The sequence below is a fragment of the Thalassiella azotivora genome (assembly GCF_054781695.1).
On record NZ_BAAGTX010000004.1, the window covers coordinates 91,434 to 114,559 of the forward strand.

Annotated in this window: 22 protein-coding genes; 10 read left to right on the forward strand and 12 right to left on the reverse strand. The window is 74.3% G+C overall.

The annotated features are described in order from the left end of the window. Nucleotides 1-14: 14 nt before the first annotated feature. Nucleotides 15-1,418, reverse strand: coding sequence for a chromosomal replication initiator protein DnaA (gene dnaA, locus ACYVQV_RS04195; protein ID WP_461022006.1), 1,404 nt, complete (start codon nt 1,416-1,418; stop codon nt 15-17). Nucleotides 1,419-2,031: 613 nt separating this feature from the next. Between dnaA and rpmH the strand changes: the two genes are divergently transcribed. From rpmH to ACYVQV_RS04235, 8 genes are all read left to right on the forward strand, one after another. After that, nucleotides 2,032-2,169, forward strand: coding sequence for a 50S ribosomal protein L34 (rpmH, locus tag ACYVQV_RS04200; protein WP_034225701.1), 138 nt, complete (start codon nt 2,032-2,034; stop codon nt 2,167-2,169). A 20-nt stretch (nt 2,170-2,189) separates the two neighbouring features. After that, complete coding sequence (gene rnpA, locus ACYVQV_RS04205) at nt 2,190-2,570, forward strand: ribonuclease P protein component (protein WP_461022007.1); 381 nt, start codon at nt 2,190-2,192, stop codon at nt 2,568-2,570. Beyond that, nucleotides 2,567-2,893, forward strand: a complete 327-nt coding sequence (gene yidD, locus ACYVQV_RS04210; RefSeq protein ID WP_461022008.1) for a membrane protein insertion efficiency factor YidD — start codon at nt 2,567-2,569, stop codon at nt 2,891-2,893. The genes rnpA and yidD overlap by 4 nt, the downstream gene beginning before the upstream one ends. Before the next feature lie 18 nt (nt 2,894-2,911). Then, nucleotides 2,912-4,132: a membrane protein insertase YidC gene (gene yidC, locus ACYVQV_RS04215; RefSeq protein ID WP_461022009.1), complete on the forward strand. Its 1,221-nt coding sequence runs from the start codon at nt 2,912-2,914 to the stop codon at nt 4,130-4,132. Between the two features lie 191 nt (nt 4,133-4,323). Then, on the forward strand, nt 4,324-4,890 hold the full coding sequence (locus tag ACYVQV_RS04220; RefSeq protein WP_461022085.1) for a Jag family protein: 567 nt from the start codon (nt 4,324-4,326) through the stop codon (nt 4,888-4,890). A 97-nt stretch (nt 4,891-4,987) separates the two neighbouring features. Then, nucleotides 4,988-5,659, forward strand: coding sequence for a 16S rRNA (guanine(527)-N(7))-methyltransferase RsmG (rsmG, locus tag ACYVQV_RS04225; protein ID WP_461022010.1), 672 nt, complete (start codon nt 4,988-4,990; stop codon nt 5,657-5,659). A 416-nt stretch (nt 5,660-6,075) separates the two neighbouring features. Then, nucleotides 6,076-7,377, forward strand: a complete 1,302-nt coding sequence (locus ACYVQV_RS04230; RefSeq protein ID WP_461022011.1) for a ParA family protein — start codon at nt 6,076-6,078, stop codon at nt 7,375-7,377. Further along, on the forward strand, nt 7,374-8,738 hold the full coding sequence (locus ACYVQV_RS04235; protein ID WP_461022012.1) for a ParB/RepB/Spo0J family partition protein: 1,365 nt from the start codon (nt 7,374-7,376) through the stop codon (nt 8,736-8,738). Before ACYVQV_RS04230 ends, ACYVQV_RS04235 begins: the two co-directional genes overlap by 4 nt. Before the next feature lie 177 nt (nt 8,739-8,915). Here the strand turns inward: ACYVQV_RS04235 and ACYVQV_RS04240 are convergent, their stop codons facing one another. Both ACYVQV_RS04240 and ACYVQV_RS04245 read right to left on the reverse strand, forming a co-directional pair. Continuing rightward, on the reverse strand, nt 8,916-9,863 hold the full coding sequence (locus ACYVQV_RS04240; RefSeq protein ID WP_461022013.1) for a D-alanine--D-alanine ligase family protein: 948 nt from the start codon (nt 9,861-9,863) through the stop codon (nt 8,916-8,918). Nucleotides 9,864-9,920: 57 nt separating this feature from the next. Further along, the gene (locus tag ACYVQV_RS04245) at nt 9,921-11,231 is read right to left on the reverse strand and encodes an aminotransferase-like domain-containing protein (protein WP_461022086.1); all 1,311 of its coding nucleotides are present in this window, start codon (nt 11,229-11,231) and stop codon (nt 9,921-9,923) included. Nucleotides 11,232-11,524: 293 nt separating this feature from the next. Between ACYVQV_RS04245 and ACYVQV_RS04250 the strand changes: the two genes are divergently transcribed. Both ACYVQV_RS04250 and ACYVQV_RS04255 read left to right on the forward strand, forming a co-directional pair. Then, entirely contained in the window at nt 11,525-11,680 is a 156-nt protein-coding gene (locus ACYVQV_RS04250) for a hypothetical protein (protein WP_461022014.1), read from the forward strand. A gap of 4 nt (nt 11,681-11,684) precedes the next feature. Beyond that, nucleotides 11,685-12,314 (forward strand): GNAT family N-acetyltransferase, encoded by a 630-nt coding sequence (locus ACYVQV_RS04255; protein ID WP_461022015.1) that lies wholly within the window; start codon nt 11,685-11,687, stop codon nt 12,312-12,314. A 207-nt stretch (nt 12,315-12,521) separates the two neighbouring features. On the opposite strand, the gene trxA is transcribed toward ACYVQV_RS04255, so the two are convergent. From trxA to ACYVQV_RS04300, 9 genes are all read right to left on the reverse strand, one after another. After that, nucleotides 12,522-12,848 carry a thioredoxin gene (trxA, locus tag ACYVQV_RS04260; protein ID WP_461022016.1) on the reverse strand — a complete coding sequence of 109 codons (327 nt, stop codon included), beginning with the start codon at nt 12,846-12,848 and terminating at the stop codon, nt 12,522-12,524. Between the two features lie 81 nt (nt 12,849-12,929). Further along, entirely contained in the window at nt 12,930-13,940 is a 1,011-nt protein-coding gene (trxB, locus tag ACYVQV_RS04265; protein ID WP_461022017.1) for a thioredoxin-disulfide reductase, read from the reverse strand. A gap of 145 nt (nt 13,941-14,085) precedes the next feature. After that, complete coding sequence (locus tag ACYVQV_RS04270) at nt 14,086-15,129, reverse strand: anti-sigma factor family protein (RefSeq protein ID WP_461022018.1); 1,044 nt, start codon at nt 15,127-15,129, stop codon at nt 14,086-14,088. Further along, nucleotides 15,126-15,911, reverse strand: coding sequence for an RNA polymerase sigma factor SigM (sigM, locus tag ACYVQV_RS04275; RefSeq protein ID WP_461022019.1), 786 nt, complete (start codon nt 15,909-15,911; stop codon nt 15,126-15,128). Before sigM ends, ACYVQV_RS04270 begins: the two co-directional genes overlap by 4 nt. Further along, the gene (locus tag ACYVQV_RS04280) at nt 15,908-17,740 is read right to left on the reverse strand and encodes a protein kinase family protein (RefSeq protein WP_461022020.1); all 1,833 of its coding nucleotides are present in this window, start codon (nt 17,738-17,740) and stop codon (nt 15,908-15,910) included. Before ACYVQV_RS04280 ends, sigM begins: the two co-directional genes overlap by 4 nt. Before the next feature lie 115 nt (nt 17,741-17,855). Then, on the reverse strand, nt 17,856-18,278 hold the full coding sequence (locus ACYVQV_RS04285) for a hypothetical protein (protein ID WP_461022021.1): 423 nt from the start codon (nt 18,276-18,278) through the stop codon (nt 17,856-17,858). Between the two features lie 100 nt (nt 18,279-18,378). Next, entirely contained in the window at nt 18,379-20,034 is a 1,656-nt protein-coding gene (murJ, locus tag ACYVQV_RS04290; RefSeq protein WP_461022022.1) for a murein biosynthesis integral membrane protein MurJ, read from the reverse strand. After that, nucleotides 20,031-22,589: a DUF6049 family protein gene (locus tag ACYVQV_RS04295; RefSeq protein WP_461022023.1), complete on the reverse strand. Its 2,559-nt coding sequence runs from the start codon at nt 22,587-22,589 to the stop codon at nt 20,031-20,033. The genes murJ and ACYVQV_RS04295 overlap by 4 nt, the downstream gene beginning before the upstream one ends. Further along, complete coding sequence (locus tag ACYVQV_RS04300; protein ID WP_461022024.1) at nt 22,586-23,107, reverse strand: NUDIX hydrolase; 522 nt, start codon at nt 23,105-23,107, stop codon at nt 22,586-22,588. Before ACYVQV_RS04300 ends, ACYVQV_RS04295 begins: the two co-directional genes overlap by 4 nt. Between the last annotated feature and the right edge of the window lie 19 nt (nt 23,108-23,126).

Here is a 23,126-nt window from a genome sequence, read left to right on the forward strand (position 1 = left end):
GGCGGTCGGCGGCGTCAGGTCCGGTGCTGCTGCTTGATCCGGTTCGTCAGCTCGGTGACCTGGTTGTAGATCGACCGGCGCTCGGTCATCAGCTCGCGCACCTTCTTGTTCGCGTGCATCACCGTGGTGTGGTCGCGGCCGCCGAACGCCTGCCCGATCTTCGGCAGCGACAGCTCGGTGAGCTCACGGCACAGGTACATGGCGATCTGGCGGGCGGTCACCAGGACCCGCGACCGGGACGATCCCGACAGGTCCTCCATGGTCAGCCCGAAGTAGTCGGCGGTCTGCGCCATGATCGTCGCGACGGTGATCTCGCGCGTCTCGTCGTCGGTGATGAGGTCCTTGAGCACGACCTCGGCGAGCGAGAGGTCCACCGGCTGCCGGTTGAGGTTCGCGAACGCGGTCACCCGGATCAGGGCGCCCTCGAGCTCCCGGATGTTCGTGGAGATCTTCGACGCGATGTACTCCAGCACGTCGTCCGGCGCGAGCAGCCGCTCGCCGACCGCCTTCTTGCGCAGGATCGCGATGCGCGTCTCCAGGTCGGGCGGCTGGACGTCGGTGATCAGACCCCACTCGAACCGCGAGCGCATCCGCTCCTCGAAGCCGGACAGCTTCTTCGGCGGGAGGTCGGAGGTGATGACGACCTGCTTGTTGGCGTTGTGAAGGGTGTTGAAGGTGTGGAAGAACTCCTCCTGCGTCCCCTCCTTGCCCTGCAGGAACTGGATGTCGTCGATGAGCAGGACGTCGACGTCGCGGTAGCGGCGCTGGAACGCGCCCGCCCGCTCGTCCCGGATCGAGTTGATGAAGTCGTTGGTGAACTCCTCGGAGTTCACGTAGCGCACCCGGACGCCGGGGTAGAGGTGCTGGGCGTAGTCGCCGATGGCGTGCAGCAGGTGCGTCTTGCCCAGGCCGGACTCGCCGTAGACGAAGAGCGGGTTGTAGGCCTTGGCCGGTGCCTCCGCCACGGCGACCGACGCCGCGTGGGCGAACCGGTTGCTGGCGCCGATCACGAAGGTGTCGAACGTGTACTTGGGGTTGAGCCGGGCGGGTTCGGCCTGCCGGCCGGCGTCGCGCTCGCGGCGCGTCGGCATCGGCAGGACGTCGGCCGCGGGCTCGTCGTCCACCTCCTCGTCGTCCTCCTCGACCAGGGAGCTCTCGACGGTGTGGTCGACCGTGACGGCGAGCCGGACGGGCTGGCCCATCGCGGCCGAGAGCGCCTCGCTGATCGGCGCGCGCATGCGCTGCTCGATCATCTCCTTGGTCAGGTCGTTCGGGACGGCGAAGAGGGCGGTCCCGTCGAGCAGGCCGAGAGGGTGGGCCAGGCGGACGAACGCCATCTGCTGGGCGGAGTGCTCGCTGGCGAGCGAGCGCACGACACGGGGCCAGACCTGGGGGAGGTCCTCCTGCTGATCGGCCACCGTGCTGCCACCCACCCTTCGACTCGCGCCACCGTCGGACGTGCACATTCCACAGGGTTGTCCACACCCTGTGCGTACCGGGGGTCGCGGAACGCGGGGTCCGGCGCACTCACCAGGAGGGCCCGTCACACCGTACGGCGAGCGACGGTACAACCGCGGTCCGTGGAGCGACAAGCGGCTCCTCACGTCCCGTCCCCACGAATCCGCCCGGGGGCCGGCGTGTCGGACGCCGCGCCCCGGGCCGGTCGGGAGATGATCGCCGGTTCCGTCGACCCGGACCGGGGTCCCATGATGGCAGTGGGCGGGAGAGGACCCGCACGTGCGTCCACAACGGCGCCGGTGATGGTGTGCACAGGTTTCCCCCAGCCTGTGGACAACCTGTGGACGACGCCGTCCTCCAGGTGGAGGCGCCCGCGGCCACGGGCCCGCCGGTTTGACCGGCTCCGAGCCCGGCCCGTACCGTGGAACGGCCTGGTGTCCGGCGGCCCCTGTCGCATGCCCACGCACCGCCTCGGCGGTCGGCGTGGGCGTCCGGTGGTGGCCGGCGGTGTCCGGTGCCCTTCTTCCCCTCGCGTGCACGCACGCGGTCGACCAGTCCTGTGTGGAGCCACCCGTGAGCAAGCGCACCTTCCAGCCGAACAACCGCCGTCGCGCCAAGACGCACGGCTTCCGCCTGCGGATGCGTACCCGCGCGGGCCGCGCCATCCTGGCCGCCCGTCGCCGCAAGGGCCGCACCGAGCTCTCGGCCTGAGACCCTCCCGCGGGTTCCGGGTGCTACCAGCGGCCCACCGGATGCGGCGCTCTGCGGACTTCAGCGCCGCCGTGCGTCGCGGCGCCCGCGCCGGCAGACCCCGCCTCGTCGTCCACCTCACGTCCCCTGCCGGGGCCGCGGAGGGTACGACGACGGCGGGGTTCGTGGTGTCCAAGGCCGTGGGCGGAGCCGTCGTCCGCAACCGCGTGAAGCGACGGCTGCGGCACCTGGTCGGGACCCGGCTCGACGCGGTCCCCACGGGTTCGCGTCTGGTGGTCCGGGCGCTGCCTGCGTCCTCGGGGGCCTCGTCGGGCGAGCTGGCCGCCGACCTCGACGCCGCTCTCGCTCGCGCCCAGCGGTCCGCCCGGACGCAGCCGGCGGCGGGGCGGCGGCCGTCGTGAGGCGCCTGCCGCGACGCGTCCTGGTCGGCGTCGTCCGCCTCTACCAGCTCCTCGTCTCGCCGCTGCTGGGACCCACCTGCCGGTTCTACCCGTCGTGCTCGGCCTACGCGGTCGAGGCGCTGCAGGTGCACGGCGCCGTGCGCGGCAGCTGGCTGGCGGCGCGCCGCCTCGGGCGCTGCCACCCGTGGAACCCCGGCGGGGTCGACCTCGTCCCCCCGCGCGAGGGTCCTGCGGGACCGGGTACCCCCTCACAGACCTCGGTCACCGGATCCGGTGACCGCACCGAAGACGACGGGCCGGCGACGCCGGCGGCCGCCGCCTGACCGGCAGGAGCAGCAAGCGTGGACTTCTTCGCGTTCTTGACGCCGATCGAGATCGCCGTGGCCTGGCTGATGGTGCAGTTCCACAGCCTCCTGACGATGCTCGGCATGCCCGAGGCGTCGGGGTGGACGTGGGGGCTGTCGATCGTCGGACTGGTGATCGTCATGCGCATCCTGCTCATCCCGCTCTTCGTCAAGCAGATCAAGGCCTCCCGCGGTCTGCAGCTCATCCAGCCGGAGATGCGCAAGATCCAGGCCAAGTACAAGGGGAAGACCGATCCGGCGTCGCGTCAGGCGATGACGCAGGAGACGATGGAGCTGTACAAGCGGACGGGGACGAACCCGTTCGCGTCGTGCCTGCCGATCCTGCTCCAGGCCCCGATCTTCTTCGGGCTCTTCCGCGTCCTGAACGGTCTGCGGCCGATCGCGGAGGGTCGCGACGAGCCGATCGGTGCGCTCACGCAGGAGCTCGCCGCGCAGGCGGAGCAGTCCACGCTCTTCGGGGCGCAGCTGTCCTCGACGTTCCTCGGCTCGGAGGACCTGGCGACCAAGCTCGTGACGGTCGTGCTGATCATCCTGATGTCAGCGACGACGTTCACGACGCAGAAGCAGCTGATGACGAAGAACATGCCGGCCGCTGCGCTGGACAACCCCTTCGCTCAGCAGCAGAAGATCCTCCTCTACGCGCTGCCCGTGATCTTCGCCGTGTCGGGCGTCAACTTCCCGATCGGTGTCCTCATCTACTGGTTCACCACGAACGTCTGGTCCATGGGTCAGCAGTTCTACGTGATCCGGCGGATGCCCGCCCCGGGTTCCGCGGCGGAGAAGGCGCTGATGGAGCGCCGTGCCCGCAAGGGCAAGCCCGCACCCGGGGCGGACGCGGCCGTCGCGGAGGAGGCCGCCCCCACGACCGCCCGTGGTCAGCGGGTGCAGCCCAAGCGCAAGGACCGTCAGCGCGGGCGCCGGCCGGGCGAGGGCCCCACTGCAGCCACGGGTGGTGCCGACGAGGACCCGGGTGCGGACCCGGAGGCCGATGGCCGCGACGACGGAGCGGCTCCGGCGTCCGACGTCGCTCCGTCCGTGGAGGGCGACACCACCGGTCCCCGCGGGGGCCAGGGGTCGAAGGGCACCGGAGCCGCGGGCAACGGCGGCAAGAGCCCCAAGCGCAAGGGCAAGGGCAAGTCCCGTGCGCAGGGCGGATCCCGTGCGGGCACCGGCGCCAGGAACCGTCCCCGCCCCTGAGTACCTGCGGCGGTGGACCGTCGCCCCTTCGTTTTCAGAGCAGCACCTGTTGTCCCAGAACACCGCCCGGTCCGGGCGGCGAGGAGACCGTCATGAGCGAGCAGAACAGCGACGTCCCGGGCGCGGACGTCGAGACCACCGCCGTGCAGACGTCGGGCACCGAGCCGTCGGGCACCCCCGAGACCGCGGTCGTGGACCCGAACCCAGGGCACCCGGGCGCCGGCGACGCCGTCACCACGGCGCCTGCACCGGCCGCGGACGAGGGACAGCGACGCACCGCCGCCCAGCGACTGGAGGAGGAAGGCGACGTCGCCGCCGACTACCTCGAGGAGCTTCTCGACATCGTCGACCTCGACGGCGACATCGACATCGACGTCGAGAACGGCCGCGCGTCGGTGTCCGTCGTCGCCGATGCCGTGTCCAACCGCTCGTTGCGCCGTCTGGCCGGCAGCGACGGTGAGGTGCTCGAGGCGCTGCAGGAGCTGACGCGGCTGGCCGTCCAGACCAGGACCGGCGAACGTAGCCGGCTCATGCTGGACGTGGCCGGTTTCCGCGCCGGCCGTCGCAAGGACCTCGAGGCGCTGGCCTCTCGCGCGGTCGCCGAGTGCCGCCGCACCGCGGCTCCGGTTCGGCTCGATCCGATGACCCCGTTCGAGCGAAAGGTCGTGCACGACGCGATCGCCACGGCGGGTCTCCGCAGCGAGTCCGAGGGCGAGGAGCCCGAGCGCCGCGTGGTCGTCCTGCCCACTGGGGGCTGACGTGGGAGACGAGGCCGTTGCACGTGGAGCCGATCCTGTTCCACGTGAAACGGATCGATCAGGGACCAACACCGTCGAGGCGACTCCGACCTCGGCGGTGTCCCTGTTCCGGGACCGCCTTCCGCTCGCCGAGCGCTTCGCGGAGCACCTGGCCACCACAGGGGTCGACTGGGGACTCCTCGGCCCGCGGGAGCTGCCGCGCCTGTGGACGCGCCACGTCCTGAACTGCGCTGTGCTCGGCGAGCTGCTCCCTGCAGGATGCTCCGTCGTGGACGTCGGGAGCGGCGCCGGCCTGCCTGGCCTGGCTGTCGCGATCGCCCGACCTGACATCCGGATCACCCTCGTGGAGCCGCTGGAACGCCGGACCAGCTGGCTCGACGAGGTCGTCGACGACCTCGAGCTGGCGACGGTCTCGGTACGCCGGGCCAGAGCGGAGGAGGTCGCCGGGCAGGTGACCGCGGACGTCGTCACGGCACGCGCGGTCGCGCCGCTGGAGAAGCTGGCTCGGTGGGGCCTCCCACTGGTGGCGCCGGGCGGGCAGATGCTCGCCATCAAGGGACGCAGCGCCCAGGAGGAGCTCGACGCTTCGCGCGCTGCGCTCCTGCGACTGGGAGTGGACGCCATGGACGTCGTGACCTGCGGGGCCGGGGTCCTGGAGACCCCGACGACCGTGGTGCGGGTTAGGGTCGGGGCCGACGTCCGCCGGCTCACTGCGGGCACCGCTCCTCGGACCGGGAAGCGGCCCCGACGCCGCCGCCCTTCACGCTGACGGACGGCATCACGGCTGGGAGGGACATTCGGTGACGATGGGGTGGACGCGTGAGTGAGGGGACCGGGCCGGACCGCACGGGTCTGGGGTGGCCGGGTGGCGAGCGGCCGCCCTCAGGTGACCTTGGCTGGCCGCCCAGCGGGAGCGTCCCGGGCGGGCGGATCGAACAGGACGACCGGTTCACGCCGTCCGGCGCAGCGCCCGGAGCGGGGCCCGGGGACGTCGCTCCGCGCGGCGGCTCGTCACCCGGCGATGCTGCTCCTGGAATCGAGGCGTCCAACGAGGTCATCGGGTCTGGTGGACCGGACGATGGGACGGGTCGGGTACCCGTGGTCGCTCCGTCGCCCCCTGCACCGGTGAGCGCTGTCCCATCTCCCGTTTCACGTGGAACGACCGGGCCCGAGGAGCACGAGCAGATGAACGAGGTCGATGAGCGCCCGCACGGCGGGCCGCCAGTGCCGGAGCGGGTGGGGCCAACAGCGGGTCAGTTCGACGACGGCTCATCGGTGATCGCCGCCGGCGCCCCGGCGGACTCACACGCCGCAGGCGGGGGCACGGTGACCTCCTGGGCCGACGCCGGGGCGCGTCACGAGGTTCCACGTGGAACCGGCCTGACCGTCGACCCAGAGAACGACGTGCGAGGTGGAGACAACCCACTCGACGACCCCGTGGACGTCGTCGACGTGGATCCCGAGGACGAGGCGCGCAGGGCGGCGGTGGCGGAGTCGATCCCCTTCACCGACGACAGCACCCCGCTCGCCCAGGAGCTCGCCGAGAACGCGCGCCGCCGTATCGCACTGGCAGGGCGCCGGTTCCCGGCGCCACCTCGAACTCGCGTGCTGACCGTCGCCAACCAGAAGGGTGGTGTCGGCAAGACCACGACGACGGTGAACATCGCGGCGTCGTTGGCGCAGGCCGGGCTGACGGTGCTGGTGCTGGACAACGATCCGCAGGGCAACGCGTCGACGGCCCTCAACATCGACCACCACGCCGAGGTGCCGAGCCTGTACGACGTACTCGTGGAGGGCACGCCCTTGCAGGACGTCGTCCAGGAGTGCCCTGACGTCCCGAACCTGCTGTGCGCACCGGCCACGATCGACCTCGCCGGCGCCGAGATCGAGCTCGTGTCCATGGTGGCGCGTGAGACGCGGCTGCGAACGGCGCTCGACGCCTACCTGGCGTACCGGGAGGAGAACGACCTGCCGCGCGTCGACTACGTCCTGGTCGACTGCCCTCCGAGTCTGGGGCTGCTGACGGTCAACGCGTTCGTGGTCGCGCGCGAGGTGTTCATCCCGATCCAGTGCGAGTACTACGCCCTGGAGGGGCTGAGCCAGCTGCTGCGGAACATCGAGCTCATCAAGTCGCACCTCAACCCCGAGCTCCACGTGTCGACGATCCTGCTGACCATGTACGACGGGAGGACGAGGCTGGCGGCCCAGGTGGCCGACGAGGTGCGCACGCACTTCCCCGACACGGTCCTGCGTACCACCATCCCCCGGTCGGTCCGGATCTCCGAAGCCCCCAGCCACAGCCAGACGGTGATGACGTACGACCCCAGCTCGAGCGGCGCGCTGTCGTACCTGTCCGCCGCGCAGGAGATCGCCGACCGCGGCGTGGCGGGAACCGGGTCGGCCAGCGCGGCGACCACCATGGACTGTGACGGCACGGAGCCTGAGCCTGCCGCTGACGGCCGCGAAGCGGCGGAGGAGAAGCAGTGAGCGAGAAGCGACGCGGTCTGGGACGTGGTCTGGGAGCACTCATCCCGAGCGCCCCTCCCCAGCGGGCGACCGATCGTCCCGTGGACGTCTTCTTCCCCGAGCGAGACGGTGGCACTGCGAAGGACGGGACGTCCGCGGGCGCGACCCGCGACGACCCCGCCCCCGCGGAGGGTGGTACGCCGGAGCCGGCCGCGGAGACCGCGACGAGGGATGAGCCCGGGGCGCGCTCGGGAGCCGACGACTCCGTTGCCAGGCCGGCGGACGTGACCGTTCGGAGCGCGGGCGGGAACGGTACCGGTGCGCCGGTGGCACCGGCCGACGGAGGTGTCGCTGGTCCCACCTCGACCGGGGACACAGCCGCGGGAGCACCCACACCGGCGAGTACCGCGACACCGGAAGACGCTGGGACGGCTGGTTCCACGTGGAACGGCGTCGACGGTTTCACGGGAAACGCCGCTGACGCCGCCGACGGTTTCACGGGAAACGTGACCGACGAGGCGCCCGGTCCTGATGACCTGGTCCCGGTGCCAGGCACGCGGTTCGCCGAGGTCCCGGTCTCGTCGATCAGCCCGAACCCCCGTCAGCCCCGTCAGGTGTTCGACGAGGAGGCGATGAGCGAGCTGGTCCACTCCATCCGTGAGATCGGAGTGCTCCAGCCGGTGGTGGTCCGGCCGCTCGCCGGTGACGACGGGGAGTCGCGCTACGAGCTGGTGATGGGGGAGCGTCGCTGGCGGGCCACCCAGCAGGCCGGACTCGACCGGATTCCGGCGATCATCCGAGAGACGCAGGAGGACGACCTCCTGCGGGACGCGCTGCTCGAGAACCTGCACCGCAGCCAGCTCAACCCCCTCGAGGAGGCGGCGGCCTACCAGCAGCTGCTCGACGACTTCGGCTGCACGCACGACCAGCTGGCCACGCGCATCGGTCGCTCCCGGCCGCAGATCTCCAACACCCTGCGGCTGATGAAGCTGCCGCCCCTCGTCCAGCGTCGCGTCGCTGCCGGCGTGCTGTCGGCAGGGCACGCGCGGGCGCTCCTGGGCCTCGCCGACGCCGCGGCGATGGAGCGCCTCGCGCAGCGGATCGTCGCCGAGGGACTGTCCGTGCGCTCGACGGAGGAAATCGTCGCGCTCGGTGGAGAGGACGGCGCTCCGGCCAAGCGGCGGCCGGTGCGGTCGGGGGACCGGCACGCTGCGCTGGACGACCTGGCGAGCCGTCTCTCGGACCGCTTCGACACCCGGGTGAAGATCGCCCTGGGTCAGCGGAAAGGGCGGCTCACCGTCGAGTTCGCGACCGTCGACGACCTGAACCGCATCGTCGGCGTGCTCGCCCCGGACGAGCGCGGCGTGTTCCGCGACAGCTGACGCGAACGGGACGACGGAGTGGGACGACCCCAGCTGGCGTCGTCCCACTCCGGTCACGCACCCGGGCTCACGCCCGGCGGCCCGGAGAGACGTCCGCGCGGGTCCCGGTCAGGACGCCACGCCGGTTCCCGGGGCGGGCAGGGCTGCGCCCGACCGAGCCGGCTGTCGCGACGGGGGTCAGGACGCGGCGGCGGACTCGACGAGCCGGCGGTAGGTCGTGGCCAGGTCGAGAGCGGACGCCTGGACGGCCTGAGGCAGCAGCGAGACCTCTGTCATCCCGGGGGCCACGTTGGCCTCCAGGAACCACGGCGTCCCCTCGTCGTCCAGGATGAAGTCCACGCGGCCGAGGTGACGCAGCCCCAGCGCCTGGTACGCGGAGACGGCCGCAGCGGCGACCTGCATGGTGTCGTCGTCCGAGAGACGGGCGGGGCAGAAGTACTCGACCCGCCCGGGGTTGTACCGGGCGTCGTAGTCGTAGGCGCCGTCGGTGACGATCTCGACGACGGGGAGTGGAAGGGGACCCTCACCGAGGTCGAGCACCGACACGGTGACCTCCCGACCGCTCACCGCGCGCTGCACCAGCGCGACGTCGGAGTAGGCGAAGCAGTCGACCATGGCACGGGGCAGGTCCTCGGCGCGCTGCACGACCGTCACGCCGAGCGCCGACCCGCCGCGACTCGGCTTCACCACCAGGGGCAGGCCGAAGCGACGCTCCAGCGCCTGCATGACGGCGACGGCTCCCAGCTCGCGGAAGACCGCGTGCGGCAGCGCGACCGCGTCGGGCACGCGCACCCCGGCGGAGGCGGCCACGGACCCGGCCACCGGCTTGTCCCACGTGCGCCGGCACGCCTCCGGCGTGGACCCGACGTACCTGACCCCGGCGAGCTCGAGGACGTCACGGACGGAGCCGTCCTCACCGGTGGCGCCGTGCAGCAGCGGCCACACGACGTCCGGCGGGTCCTCGGACAGGGTGCTCAGCAGGGAGCCGTCCAGGTCGCTGACCCGCACCTCGCACCCGGCTTGCCGCAGCGCGTCGGCGACCCTGCGACCCGAGCGCAGCGACACCTCGCGCTCGTGGGACAGACCACCCGCGACGACCAGGACCCGAGGCCCGTCAGCAGACATGCGAACACCCGTTCTCGTTGGGGGACAGAGGATCTCGGCGGTGAGAGTGCGACGCCGTCAGGTCGTCTCGGGGCCGGGGGAGAGGACCTCGGGTCGGCCCCCGGACGGGCTGCCGGCGGCGGCCCCGAAGGTGCGGCGGACGTCGAGCTCACCGTCGACCACGCCCGCGAGCCGCCGGACGCCCTCACGGATCCGTTCCGGATCGGGGTAGCAGTACGACAGGCGCACGTGCGAGCGGCCCGGGACGCCTCCGTCCCCGCCGTCCACCGGGTCCTGGGCCGCTCCGCCGGTCGCTGTGGGCTCCAGGCCGTACGTCGGACCCGCGTAGAACGCGGTCCCCGGGACGTAGGCGACGCGCTCGGTGACGGCCCGGGGCAGCATCGCCTTGGCGTCGAGAGAGCCTGGGAGGCGCACCCACACGTAGAAGCCGCCGCCGGGGACCGTCCAGGACGCATCGGGCAGGAGGTCGTCCAGCGCGGCGAGCATCGCGTCCCGCCGCTCCCGGTAGAGCTGCTGGTACACCTTCACCTGGTGCCGCCAGTCGTGGAGGTCGAGGTAGCGGGCGACCACGGCCTGGCTGAAGGCGCTCGGGCACAGGATGGCCGACTCGCTCGCGAGCACGAGCTTGTCGCGGATCGCGTGCGGTGCCAGGGCCCACCCGACCCGCAGCCCGGGGGCGAACGTCTTGGAGAAGGAGCCCAGGTACACGACGCCCTCGGCGTCGAGGCTCCGCAGGGCGGGCAGGGGCTCCTCGTCGAAACCGAGCAGGCCGTACGGGTTGTCCTCCAGGACGAGCACGTCCCACCGCTGCGCGACCTCGAGAACGCGGGCCCGGCGTTCGCGCGAGAGCGTCACCCCGCCGGGGTTGTGGTGGTTCGGCACCGTGTACAGCAGCTTGACCGTGCGCCCCTCGGCGGCGAGGCGGGTGAGCGTCACCTCGAGCGCGTCGGGGTCGAGCCCGTCGGCGTCCATCGGCGTGTGGACGACGTCCGCCTGGTACGCGCGGAAGACACCCAGGGCACCGACGTAACTGGGCGCCTCGGCGACGACCACGTCGCCCGGGTCGACGAAGACCCGGGTCACGAGGTCGAGCGCCTGCTGGGAGCCGGTCGTCACGACGACGTCGTCCGCGTGCGCGTCGATGCCCTCCAGCGCCATGACGTCGAGGATGCGCTCGCGCAGCACGGGGTCGCCCTGCCCCGAGCCGTACTGCAGGGACGTCGTGCCGTGGTCGCGCAGCAGCGAGGCGGCGAGGTCCCCCACGGCGTCCATCGGCAGGGCCGCGAGGTTGGGCATGCCACCGGCGAGGGAGACCACCTCCGGCCGGCTCGCGACGGCGAACAGGGCACGGATCTCGGAGGCGGTCATCCCGCGCGTGCGCGCGGCGTAGTGGCCGGCCCAGGCGTCGAGGCGCGTGCCCTGGCCCCCGCGCCCCGGGGCGCCCGCGCCGGTCGCCCCGGCCGCGGTCCGGCTGGACCGGCCGGTCGTCACGTCACTCGTCGCGTCGGTCGCCTGGCCTGGGTGGGCAGGCTCGTCGGGAACACGTCGCTGCATGGGTGGTCCGCCCGTCGTCGGGATGCTGCGGACGGCGGGCTTCACCGACCGTGACCGTGGTCCTACGATGGTGCTCGCACCCCGCCGCTTCGTCCTTGGAGTGTCGCATGAAGGTCGTCCGGCTCGTCGTCTCGGGCCTGCTGGCGGGTGCCGCGGTCGCGTTCGTGGCCACGCTGCTGCGGCCGCGCCGGCCGGGCGGGTACGACCCGTGGCAGGAGGCGGTCACGCCGGCGGTCCCCGCCCAGCAGGTCGACGCCGGCTGACCGCATGTCGCGTCGGCTCGACCCCCTCACCCTGCAGACGCTCGACGACCTCGCGCCGCCGTGCCGCCGGTGCGTGTACTGGGAGCTCGACCCCGTCGCCGCCGACCGGGCCCGCCGTACCGGTGACCCGGGGTTCGAGAAGGAGGCGTGGCTGTCCGCCACCCTGCTGGAGTGGGGGTCCTGCGGCCGCGTCGCCTACGTCGACGACGAACCGGTGGGGCACGTGGTCTACGCCCCACCGGCGTACGTCCCGCGCTCGGTGTCGTTCGCGACGTCACCGGTCAGCGGGGACGCCGTGCTGCTGATGAGCGGTCAGGTGGCGGTCGCGCACCGAGGTGGCGGCCTCGGACGCATGCTGGTCCAGGCTGCCGCCAAGGACCTCACCCGGCGCGGCGTGCGCGCCATCGAGGCGTTCGGCCTGGCGGGCGCGCAGGACCGCTACGCGCCGGCGCAGGGGTGCGTCGTCCCGGCGGACTTCCTGCTGGCGGTCGGCTTCACCACGGTCCGACAGCACCACCGGCACCCGCGGCTGCGCCTCGACCTGCGGACGGCGCTGTCGTGGCGGGAGGACGTCGAGCAGGCGCTGGAGCGGATCCTCGGCTCCGTGCGCGTCCCCGTCCTCTCCGGCGGCTGAGCACGGACCCAGGCTCGGACCCAGGCACGGACCCAGGCACGGGACGCTGGCACCGGACGCTGGCACCGGACGCTGGCACCGGACGCTGGCACCGGACGCTGGCACCGGACGCTGGCACCGGACGCTGGCACCGGACGCAGACGCGCCCGGCACCGTCCGCCGGGGAGGCGGGACAGGCGCCGGGCGCGGCCAGGTCAGCGGTCGGTCTCAGCCGAGGAAGTCGGAGAGCTCCCGGACGAGCACCGGCTTCGGGCGGGCCCCGACGATGCTCTTGACGAGCTCGCCTCCCGAGTAGACGTTCAGCGTGGGGATCGACGTGATGCCGTAGCTGGAAGCGATCTTCGGGTTCTCGTCCGTGTTGACCTTGACGACCTCGATCTTGTCGGCGTGCTCCGTGGCGAGCTCCTCGAGGATCGGCGCGACCTGCCGGCACGGGTGGCACCAGGGGGCCCAGAAGTCCACGAGCACGGGCTTGTCGGCCTTGAGCACCTCGGTCTCGAAGGTGTCGTCGGTCACGGTCCTGGTCGCGCCCACGGGGCGGCTCCTCTCGGTCGGTTCTCGGTCGCGTGCGTCAGTCGTGCTGGGGGTGCAGGGGTCGTGCGGTCGTCCCGTGGCTCAGCCGACGGGGACCTCGTCCGAGGAGTGGCCCTCGGGCGCGGTGAGCGCCGCGTCGGGCGCCGGGGCGCCGGCGTCGCCGAGGGCGGCCAGGTAGCGCTCGGCGTCCAGGGCGGCGGCGCACCCGGAGCCGGCGGCCGTGATGGCCTGGCGGTACTCGTGGTCGACCACGTCGCCGCAGGCGAACACGCCAGGCAGGTTGGTCCGGCTCGTGCGGCCCTCGACGACGACGTAGCCCGCCTCGTCGAGGTCGACCTGGTCGCGGAACAGCTCGACGCGCGGGTCGTGGCCGATGGCGACGAACAGGCCCGTCGCGGCGAGCTCGCGGGTCTCGCCCGTCTGCGTGTCGCGCAGCAGCACGCCGGTCACCTTGTCCTCACCGAGGACGTCGGCGACCTCGCTGTTCCACGCGAACGAGATCTTCTCGTTGGCGAACGCGCGCTCCTGCATGATCTTCGAGGCGCGCAGCGTGTCGCGACGGTGGACGAGGGTGACGCTGCGGGCGAACTTGGTGAGGAAGGTGGCCTCCTCGACCGCGGAGTCCCCGCCACCGACGACCACGATGTCCTGGTCCTTGAAGAAGAACCCGTCGCACGTGGCGCACCAGCTGACGCCGCGCCCCGACAGGCGCTTCTCGTTCTCCAGGCCGATCTCGCGGTACGCGGACCCGGTCGCCAGGATCACCGAGCGCGCCCGGTACGTGGCGTCCAGGGCGGTCCGCACGACCTTGACGTCGCCCGTCAGGTCGACCTCGATGACGTCGTCGTACTCGATCCGGGCCCCGAACCGCTCCGCCTGCGCCTGCATCTGCTCCATCAGCGCCGGGCCCATGAGGCCGTCGGGGAAGCCGGGGAAGTTCTCGACCTCGGTGGTGTTCATCAGGGCGCCACCGGAGGTGACGGACCCTGCGACCACGAGCGGCTCGAGGTTCGCCCGGGCGGCGTAGATGGCGGCGGTGTACCCGGCGGGGCCGGACCCGATGATGATCAGCTCTCGGACGTCGTCGCTCACGCTGGCCTGTCTCCTCGTGGGTGCGCGCCGCTCCGGCGCGCTCGGTCGGGACGGCGCGCTGGGGCCACCGTCGTCGCTCGTCGGCACAACCGATCGTAGGGGCCGGGTGTTCCCCGGTCGCGGTGGCCACGACCGTCGGCGGCGGTCAGCGGGTGACGACCTGGAAGTGCCTGAGGTCGTCCCCGTCGACACCGCACGCCGCGCCGACCACCCACACCTGGACGGTGTCGGGCGTGCTCCCCGGCAGCACGACCACGGCCGCGGGCTCGCCGTCCCACGTGCCCTGGTCCACGCGCAGCGGCGGGTCGGTCGCCCCGAGGGCGTCGAGGCAGCGGGACAGCACCTCGGGCTCCTGCAACCGGGGGGCGGCCGCGTCGCCGGGGACGCTCAGGACCCCCGGCTCGTCGGTCCCCGAGCCGGGCAGGCCCTCCTCGTCGGCGCCCGGCGCTCCGTCCTGGTTGCCCTGACCGTCCTGGGTGCCCTGGGAGCCGTCGGGTGCCGAGGGTGAGGACAGCGTGCCGAGGTCCCCGCCCCCGCTCTCGGTCCCGTCCAGCGCGCTGTCCGCGGGCGCGTCCAGCAGGGTGGTCACCTGCGCCGCGAGGGCGTCCTCGGTGTACCCGGTGCCGGACGACGTCACGGGTGCCGCGGCTGCCCGGGGCGCGCCGGCGTCGGCCTGGCTCATGCTGGCCTGCCCCTCGGACCCGTCGCCGTCGAGGAGCTGCGTGGCGGCGGCACCGGCCCCGGCGAGCACGGCCAGCCCGGCGGCCAGGGTGAGCCAGCGCGGGACGCGCGCTCGGCTGTCGTCGGCGTCGGGCCCCGGTCGACCCGGGCGCTCACGCGCCGCGGACGCCGCCGCGAGCGGCACGATCGTGCCGGTCCGTTCGGCGGACGCGCGGGCGAGGGCCGCGCCGAGGCGCGCGTCCAGGTCGGCGGGCGGCTCCAGGTCCTCCCGCGCGGCCGTGCGCAGCAGCTCGCGCACGGAGCGCATCCCCGCCAGCAGCTCGCGGCACTGCTCGCAGCCACGGACGTGCTCGGCGACCTCCACCGACACCGGCGCGTCGTCCGGGTCGACGGCACGTGCCGAGGGGCCCGACGGTCCCGTCGGGGCTCCCTCGGTGGGGTCGTCGAGGTCGAGCAGCGCGTCCACCTCCTCCGGCGAGGGGTGGGCGCCGGCTGGCGCAGGGGTCACGGCGTCTCTCCGGTCTGGTGGGCGGCTGCGGTTCCGGTCCGGTCCCGGGCCGTCTCGCTGGGCGGCCCGTCGGTCGGCCTGTCGGGTGGCTCGTCGGGTGGCTCGTCGGGTGAGCCCGCCCCCCGGTTCGAGGGCGGACCAGACCCGGCAGGTGGGACGTCCGGCGTGGCCGCCGGGTTCCGCCGACCCGGCTCCGGGTCGCTCGGCGACCGCGGACCGCGCAGCACCTCGAGCAGGGCGGCCCGGCCCCGGGCGCAGCGGGACTTCACGGTGCCCTCGGCGACCCCGAGGACCTGCGCGGCCTCGGCGACGGACAGGTCCTGCACGTCGACCAGCACGAGGGCGGTGCGCTGGTGCTCCGGGATCCGCGCCAGGGCCGCGACCACGTCGACGCGGGTCTCGGTCGCGGCGTGCTCGTCCCGGTGTGTGGCCACGTCGCGCTCCGGCAGCGGCACGGTGGGGCGTGCCTTGGCCCGGCGGACCCGGTCCAGGCAGGCGTTGACCACGACCCGGTGCAGCCAGGTCGTCACGGCGGCGTCCCCGCGGTACGTGTGCGCGGAGCGGAACGCGCTGACCATCGCGTCCTGGACGGCGTCGGCGGCCTCCTCGGGGTCGCCGAGCGTCCGCAGCGCCACCGCCCACAACCTGCGCTGGTGCAGCCGGACCAGGTCCGAGAACGCGTCCGGGTCCCCGGCGACGTGCGCCGCGAGGAGCCTGCGGTCCCGCTCCCTGTCGTCCTCCGGCGCGTCACCGGTCCTGCCGTGCTCCCCGGACCAGGTCACCGGACCCCCACCTCGGCGAGCTCGACGCGGAAGCCGGCGTCGGTGCTCGGCAGCTCGGTGAACCACAGCACCAGCCAGCCGGTCTCCACCGGCTCGGGCAACGGCACGTCCACCGGCCCCCCGGTGGTGCTGGCCTCCGCCACGACCTGCGAGCCGCCGAGACCGGCGTCCGGTGCGGTGCGCACCTCGAACGCGCCACCCTCGCCGTTGACGACGAGCGTCACGGCGCTGACGCTCGCGGGCTGCGCGAGCTGGATGGCGTACCCGACACCCTCCTTGAGGCCGCCGAAGTCCGCGGAGTTGTACGTCTCCGACTGCCAGTACGAGCCCTCGTCACCGTCGTAGGCGTCGGACGCCGACCCCTCGTTCTCGGACTGGTCGCCCTGCGGGTCCAGCGGCACGCCACCGACGACCTGGGGCGGCGCGGCCGGGCTCCCGGTGGGGGCGGGGCTGGTGGTGGGTGCCGGCTCCCCGCTGGGCGTCGACCCGTCGGTGGCCTGCGTCGTCGGCTCGGGCGCCGCGGTCCGACCGTCGTCCCCGCCGATGCCCGCGAGCGTGCTCACCGCGACGGCGAGCAGCACGACGAGGGCCGCGGCCACCGCGACCAGGACGATCTTCTGCACGGGGGTGGCCCCGCGCGGCTCCGCCGCGTACGGACCGGTGCCGACGGCCTGGGCGAACGGGACCCGGGGCTCGTCGGTGCCGCCGCCGGAGCCCACGCCCGGCGACGGCTCCTGGGGCGACTCGGGTGAGTCGGGTGAGTCGGGCGACTCGGGTGACCCGGCGCGCCCCCCGGCCATCATGCCGGCGACCGCGGCGACCCCGGCGGGGACGGCCCGGCCCGACCCGGTGCCTGGCGGTGCCTGGGTGGGCGCCTGACTCCGCGCGGGCTCGCCGGGCGCGGGCTCGCCGGGCGCCGGCCGGTCGGGTGCGGCGGCGGGCGCGTCAGCCGGTGCGGCGAGCGGGACGGGGAAGCGCGCAGCGGGGCGGTGCCCGGCGGCCGGTCGCTGCGCGACGGTGCGCGCCGAACCCCATGGCGCCAGCTCGTCGGCCAGCTCACCCGGGGTGCGCGGGCCGTCGCCGTGCGGGCCCAGGGTGACCTCGCACAAGGTGTCCAGGTCGTTGGGGACCCCGGGGACGAGGTCCGCGGGAGGGGTGCACCGGCCTGCGACGAGCGGGGCCGGCGGCAGACTCGACCCGGTGGGGCGCAGGGGCCACCGGCCCGTCATGGCCGCGTAGAGGACGGCGACCAGCGCGACGGCGTCCTGGCGCGCCGCGCTGACGTCGTCCTCGTCCTCCGCCCCGGCGGCGGCCGACTGCACCGCGAGCCCGGACACCTTGACCTCGCCGTCGTCCAGGACGTGCACGGACCCCGGGTGGAGCCGCCGGTGGTGCAGCCCGGTCCGGCGGGCGCGCTCGAGCGCCTCGGCGGTCTCGCCGACGACCGAGCGCGCCACCTCGGGGGGCAGCGGGCCCTCGGCCGCGACGAGCTCGGCCAGGGTGGGGGCCTCGACGTGCTCGGTGACGACGTACGTCAGGGGCGTGGTGTCCCGCTCGCGTCCCGTGCCGGACGGTGCGCCGCCGGCCAGCTCGGTGCCGACGTCGACGACCTTGACCAGGCGCGGCTCGGCGACCATGGCGGCGCGTCGGGCGGCGTCGAGCGCGTCCTCGGCGTGCTCACCGGTCACGACGTGCACGTCGACCGGGCGGTCGAGCGTCCCGTCGACGGCGCGCCACAGCGTCGCGCCGCCCTCCGAGCGCAGCCGCTCCTCGAGCCGGTAGCGCCCGCCGAGGGCCGTGCCGTGTCCGACGCCGTCCAGTGTGCCCACCCTCTCCCGTGCAGTGCCGTGACCGCGTGGTCGACGGACTCCCGGGTCACCCGACCCGGACCGGGGCCATGCTAGGCGGCTGACGCGTCCGCCCGGGCGTCCCCGTGGGGGAGCGTCACCGACCGCCGTCGGACGTGGCGCGCGCCTCGACGGTGGCCCAGTGGTCGATCCAGCCGATCCGCTCGGTCACGAGCGTGGTGGCGGTGCGACGCACGGTCACGGTCACGCTGCCGTCGCGTCCCACCCGGAACTCCTCGGCGGGGACGACGTCGTGGACGTCCGCGTCGGCGGCCACGGTGACGGCGTGCTGGTAGGTGGCCTGCAGGTCACCGGTCGCGCGGTAGCGCTCGCTGGACTCGCGGGCCACGAGGACGGCGTGGTCCTCCACCGACAGCCGGGCGGTGACGACGGACAGCAGGTCGAAGAGGACCAGGCCCAGGACGGCGAACGCGACCACCAGCCTGGTCAGCCACCCCAGCACGATGTCGCCGGTGTCACCTCGCGGCGCCCGGCGTCGGGTCTGCACGTCCCCGTCCACCCGGGTGTCGTCGGTACGCGACCGGGTGGCGCTTGAGGTGCCTCACCCACTCGGCCGAACGCGGTCGCGCGGCGGCGGTGGCGCGTCAGAGGGGGGCGGGTCAGCGGCGGACGAGCCGGCGCACCCGGGACGTGAACGGCGTGACGACCTCGCCCAGCTCCCGCACGTGCATCAGCCGCAGCGCGCCGAGGTACACGGCGACGAGGACGCCGCCGGCGGCCACGAGGACCACCAGCCCACCGAGGCGGCCGCTGCGGGTGAGGTCCTCCAGGAGCGTCGCCACCCCGTAGCCGCTCCCGCCGGCCAGCGCGCCGGCGAGGAGCATCCGCACGTGGGTCCGCACGATGCGCCGGCCGTCCAGCGTCCGCAGCCGGCGCCGCAGCAGCCACGCGGCGGTGCCGGCGCCGACGAGGTGACCGACGCTCATGGACAGCCCGACGCCGACGACGATGTAGCGGGTCGGCAGGAACCACAGCGACAGCATGTTCCCGACCAGGACGACGGCCAGGTTCGGCACCTGCGCCCAGAACGGCGTCCGCGCGTCCTCGAAGGCGTAGAAGACGCGCTGCAGGAGGTAGTTCGCGCTGAACGGCAGCAGCCCGAGGGCCATCGCCGCGGTGACCTGCCCCAGCGCCTGGGCGGTCACGGGTGGACCGTCGACCATCACCCGGCCGACCGGCTCCTGCAGCGCCACCAGCCCGGCCGTGGCCAGGACCGACACCATCCCGACCATCCGGACGCCGAGGGACAGGTCGGCGCGGACCTCGCCCGTGTCGTGGCGCTCGGCCGCGTGGCTCATCCGCGTGAACAGCGCCGTCACCAGCGACACCGCGACCAGCGAGTGCGGGAGCATGAACAGCAGGAAGGCGTAGGTGTACGCGGCGTTGCCGGGCGTGGCGAGGACGAGCCAGCGGTCGCCGGACAGCAGCGCCTGCCCGCCGGCGGCCGCGGCGACGCGCGAGGTCACGATGTAGACCAGCTGGCCGGCGACCACGGCGGCGAAGGTCCAGCTGGCCACCCGGCGCGTGGTCCCCAGGCCGGCGCCCTTCATCCCCCAGCGGACCCGGTACGTGACGCCGATCCGGCGCAGGGCGGGGAGCAGCACGAGCGCCTGGACGACGACGCCGAGCGTGGCGGAACCGGCGAGGACGGCGATCATCGCCGGGGTCCACTCGTCGATGCGGTGCTGCCCCTCGGCGCCGGGGCCGAAGAGCCAGATGAAGGCCACGATGCCGGCGATGCCGACGACGTTGCTGGCCGCCGGCGCCCACATGTACGGGCCGAAGCTGCCGCGGGCGTTGAGCACCTGGCCCAGGACGGTGTACAGCCCGTAGAAGAGGACCTGCGGCAGGCAGATGAACGCGAACGCGGTGCCGAGCGCGACCTGCTCGGCGGGCCACTTCGCGCTGCCGTACAGCAGGATCAGCAGCGGGCTGGCGAGCGTCATCACCAGGGTGACGCCCGCCATCAGCGCCAGGGTCGTCGTCAGCAGGCGGTCGAGGAACTCCCGACCGCCGTCCTCCCGGCGGCTCGCGCGCACGATCTGGGGCACCAGGACCGCGTTCAGCACGCCGCCGATGAGCAGCATGTAGAGGATGTTCGGCACCTTGTTGGCGACGTCGAACGCGTTCGCGGCCGGAGTGGTCAGGCCGATGGCGGTGACGAGGATCGCCGCCCGGACGAAGCCGAGGACCCGGGAGACCGCGGTGCCGGCGGCCATCACGGCGCTCGAGCGCATCAGGCTCTCGGTGCTCACCTGCGGGTCTCCTCGTCGTCGGCGGGCACGGTACCGGGTGGTGCGCTGCGCGCAGGGGCGTTGCCGTCGGCGGCGCTCGCGCTGGTGGGTTCCGACGGGCCGGTGGGTGCCGGCTGCTGCGCGGGTGCCGGCTGGCCGGTGGCCACGGCCTCGGGACCGCCGTCCGTCGGCACCCGGTCCTCGGTGAGGGCGCGACGGCGCCGGCCCCGCCGGATCGCCCGGACCAGCCCCACGAGCAGGACCACGGCGACCACGGCGCCGATCACCAGCGTGCCGCGCGTCTCCCAGTCGGCGCGGACCCGGACGGTGATCGTGACCGGCTCGCCGAGCACCTCGCCCGAGGGCGTCAGCAGCTGCACGAGCACGTCCGTGTCGCCGTTGCCGACCGCGCGGACGGGGACCGTCACCCTGCGCTGGCCCCCTGCCGGGACCTGGACCGTGGCGGTCTCCTCGGCCACCAGGCGCTGGCTGCGCGGCCGGAGCTGCACCCGCACCGTCGCGTCGGCGTCCAGGCCGTTCACGACGGTCACCGGGAGCGAGACGTTCGAGGAGACCACGTTGAGCGACGACCCGGGCAGCACCCGGATCGCCTGCGCCCGCTCGGCGACCTGCTGCTCGTACCCCGACACGGCCTCGAGCCAGCGGCCTCGCCGCTCCCGCCACTGCGCCGAGGACGCCGCGACCACGGCGGCGTCGGCGTCGGCCAGGGCGGGGACGGGGTCGTCGAGCACCGAGGCGGTGTCACGGGCCCGCTCGGCCGCCGCGGCCGCCCGCCGCAGCACCGACGCGGACAGCTCGTCGTCCCGGTCGGTGGCCGGGTACAGCAGGCCCCCGCGGGCCAGGTCCGGCGGCGGGCTGTCGAGCAGCGCACCGAGGGGCTGGACCTGCAGCCAGGGGGCGGTGGTGAGGGCCCGGGTGGCCAGGTCGCCGTCCTGCGGCGCCCAGTCCCGGGGTGCCGTGACGAGCACGTGCCGGGGGTCGAAGGGACGCTCCAGCGTCAGCGCCGCGGTCTCGGCGAGCAGGCGCTGGGCCGTCCCGGCGGGACCGGTGTCCTCCACGACGGCGGGGCCGTCGGGGCCGCCCGGACCGGCGGTGTCGGCGGTGTCGCGTCCCAGCACGGTGGACAACCCGGTGTCGACGAGCAGTCCGGCGGCGGCCCCGGTCCCCGGGACGTCGACGACGCTGCGGCCCGTCGTGGTCGTGCCGACGGGCCGGCTGAGCGGCTGGGCGCCTGCGCTGAGCACGACCGCCGTCCGGCCGGCGCCGAGCAGGTGGGTGAGGACCGACTCGTCGAGGCTCCCGCTCACCGGCCAGGCCACGTCGGTGCGCGCGGTGGTGCGCAGCGCGGCGGAGACCACGCCGTCGCCGCGCTGCTCCGCCAGGTCGTGGACGCCGCCGAGCCCCGCGTGCACGAGGGCCGCGGTGTCCGGGTCCCCGTAGGGCAGTGCGACCACCTCGCGGTCGCCGACGGCGGCGGCGAGGTCCTGCTGCCAGGTCGCGATGGTCCGCCCGGGCGTCCCCTCGTCCGTGTCGTCGCCGGCCGTGTCGTCGCCGGCCGTCGGGTCCGGCGAGCCCGTGCCGTCCCCCTGGTCCGGGCCCTGCGTCGCCGTCGTCCCCGGCGCGGCCCCCGGTGCCCCCTGAGTCCCGCCGTCGCCGTCGTCCGGTGGCACGTCCCCCGCGGAGCCGTCCTCCGCGGCGGCAGGCAGGGCGGGGTCGACGACCGCCGGGTCGACCGCCCACGACACCCCGGGGACGGCGGCTGCGTCCAGCACCGCCCGCAGCCGACCGCCCTCGCCCGTCACCTCGGCGAACGACCGGGGGTCCAGCAGGCCGGTGGCGGGCCGCGGCGGCCCGGCGACGACCGGCACGAGGACGGTGATCCGGGTGGGTTCGTAGCCGCCCGGCGCCGGCTCCCAGACGGTGAACGTGCGGACGACGGCCTCCCGACCGCCCGCGCCGGCGACCGAGACCTCCACCCCCCGCGGCCCCCACTGGAAGGGGTCGTCCGGCAGGGCGAGGTCGTCCGCGGGCACCGACAGGTCCAGCGTGCGCGACTCGCCGGGCGCGAGCGGGGTCCCCAGGGGCTGCGACACGACCACCGCCCCCCGCGCGAAGGTGCCCTGGGCCCACGCCTCGACGGCGCTGCGGCTGGACAGCCGGGGGCGTCGCACCGACAGCTGCGCCGTGAGGTCCGCGGGCTCGTCGGCCGCGTTCGTGACGGTGACGCGCACCACCAGGGTGCTGCCGGGGACCAGGCTCTGCGGGCCGACGGCGTCGACGCGCAGGGTGACGGCGTCCTCGTCCCCCTCCTGGTCGTCCGTCCGGTCGCTCATCCGGTCGTCCGTCCGCTCGCGGTCCTGGTCGGTGGGTGACGTCGTCGACGCGGCGGCCGGGGCACCGGGCAGGCCGGCGGTGACCAGCGCCGCGAGCAGCGCCGTCACCAACGCCGTCAGCAGGACCGGCAGCACCCCGCCCGGGACGGCCGGGCGCGGCACCGACCGCAGGACGCCGGGCGGCGCCGTGGTGCGGGGCCGCCCGAGCAGGCCGCGGCTCACGCGATGTCCGCCAGCGCGTCCCGGGCGGCCAGGGCGATCCGGCGCTCGTTGGCGAACGCGAGCCTCGTGGGCAGGTCCGGGAACGGCACCCACGCGACGTCGACGGCCTCCGCGTCGGGGTCGCCCTCCACGGTGAGGCGTCCGCCGGTGGCCTCGAGCAGGTAGTGGTGCACGGTCTTGTGGATCCGTCGTCCCTCGGCGTTGAACCAGTAGTCGATCGTGCCGAGCTCGCGCACGACCCGCCCGCGGATCCCGGTCTCCTCCTCGATCTCGCGCACGGCGGCCTGCTCCGGGGTCTCGTCGCCCTCGAGGTGCCCCTTGGGCAGGCACCACTCGAGCCGTCCGGCCCGGTTCACCCGGGCGATCACGGCCGCGCACGGTACAGCGCCGCCGAGGTCCACGACCAGACCCCCGGCCGAGGTCTCCTCGACGGTCAGCGGCCGTGACCCCGTGCGCGCGGCCACGCGCGGCGGCTGCGGGGGGCGCGGCCGCGCGGGACGACGGGGGACCGGGGCCATGGCGGTCACTGTAACGACG

What these genes read in the sequence shown, in the direction of transcription:
- ACYVQV_RS04230 (WP_461022011.1), top strand. Translation starts at nt 6,076, where the DNA reads ATGAACGAGGTCGATGAGCGCCCGCACGGCGGGCCGCCAGTGCCGGAG.
- ACYVQV_RS04240 (WP_461022013.1), bottom strand. Translation starts at nt 9,863, where the DNA reads ATGTCTGCTGACGGGCCTCGGGTCCTGGTCGTCGCGGGTGGTCTGTCC.
- ACYVQV_RS04245 (WP_461022086.1), bottom strand. Translation starts at nt 11,231, where the DNA reads ATGACCGCCTCCGAGATCCGTGCCCTGTTCGCCGTCGCGAGCCGGCCG.
- ACYVQV_RS04250 (WP_461022014.1), top strand. Translation starts at nt 11,525, where the DNA reads ATGAAGGTCGTCCGGCTCGTCGTCTCGGGCCTGCTGGCGGGTGCCGCG.
- ACYVQV_RS04255 (WP_461022015.1), top strand. Translation starts at nt 11,685, where the DNA reads ATGTCGCGTCGGCTCGACCCCCTCACCCTGCAGACGCTCGACGACCTC.
- ACYVQV_RS04300 (WP_461022024.1), bottom strand. Translation starts at nt 23,107, where the DNA reads ATGGCCCCGGTCCCCCGTCGTCCCGCGCGGCCGCGCCCCCCGCAGCCG.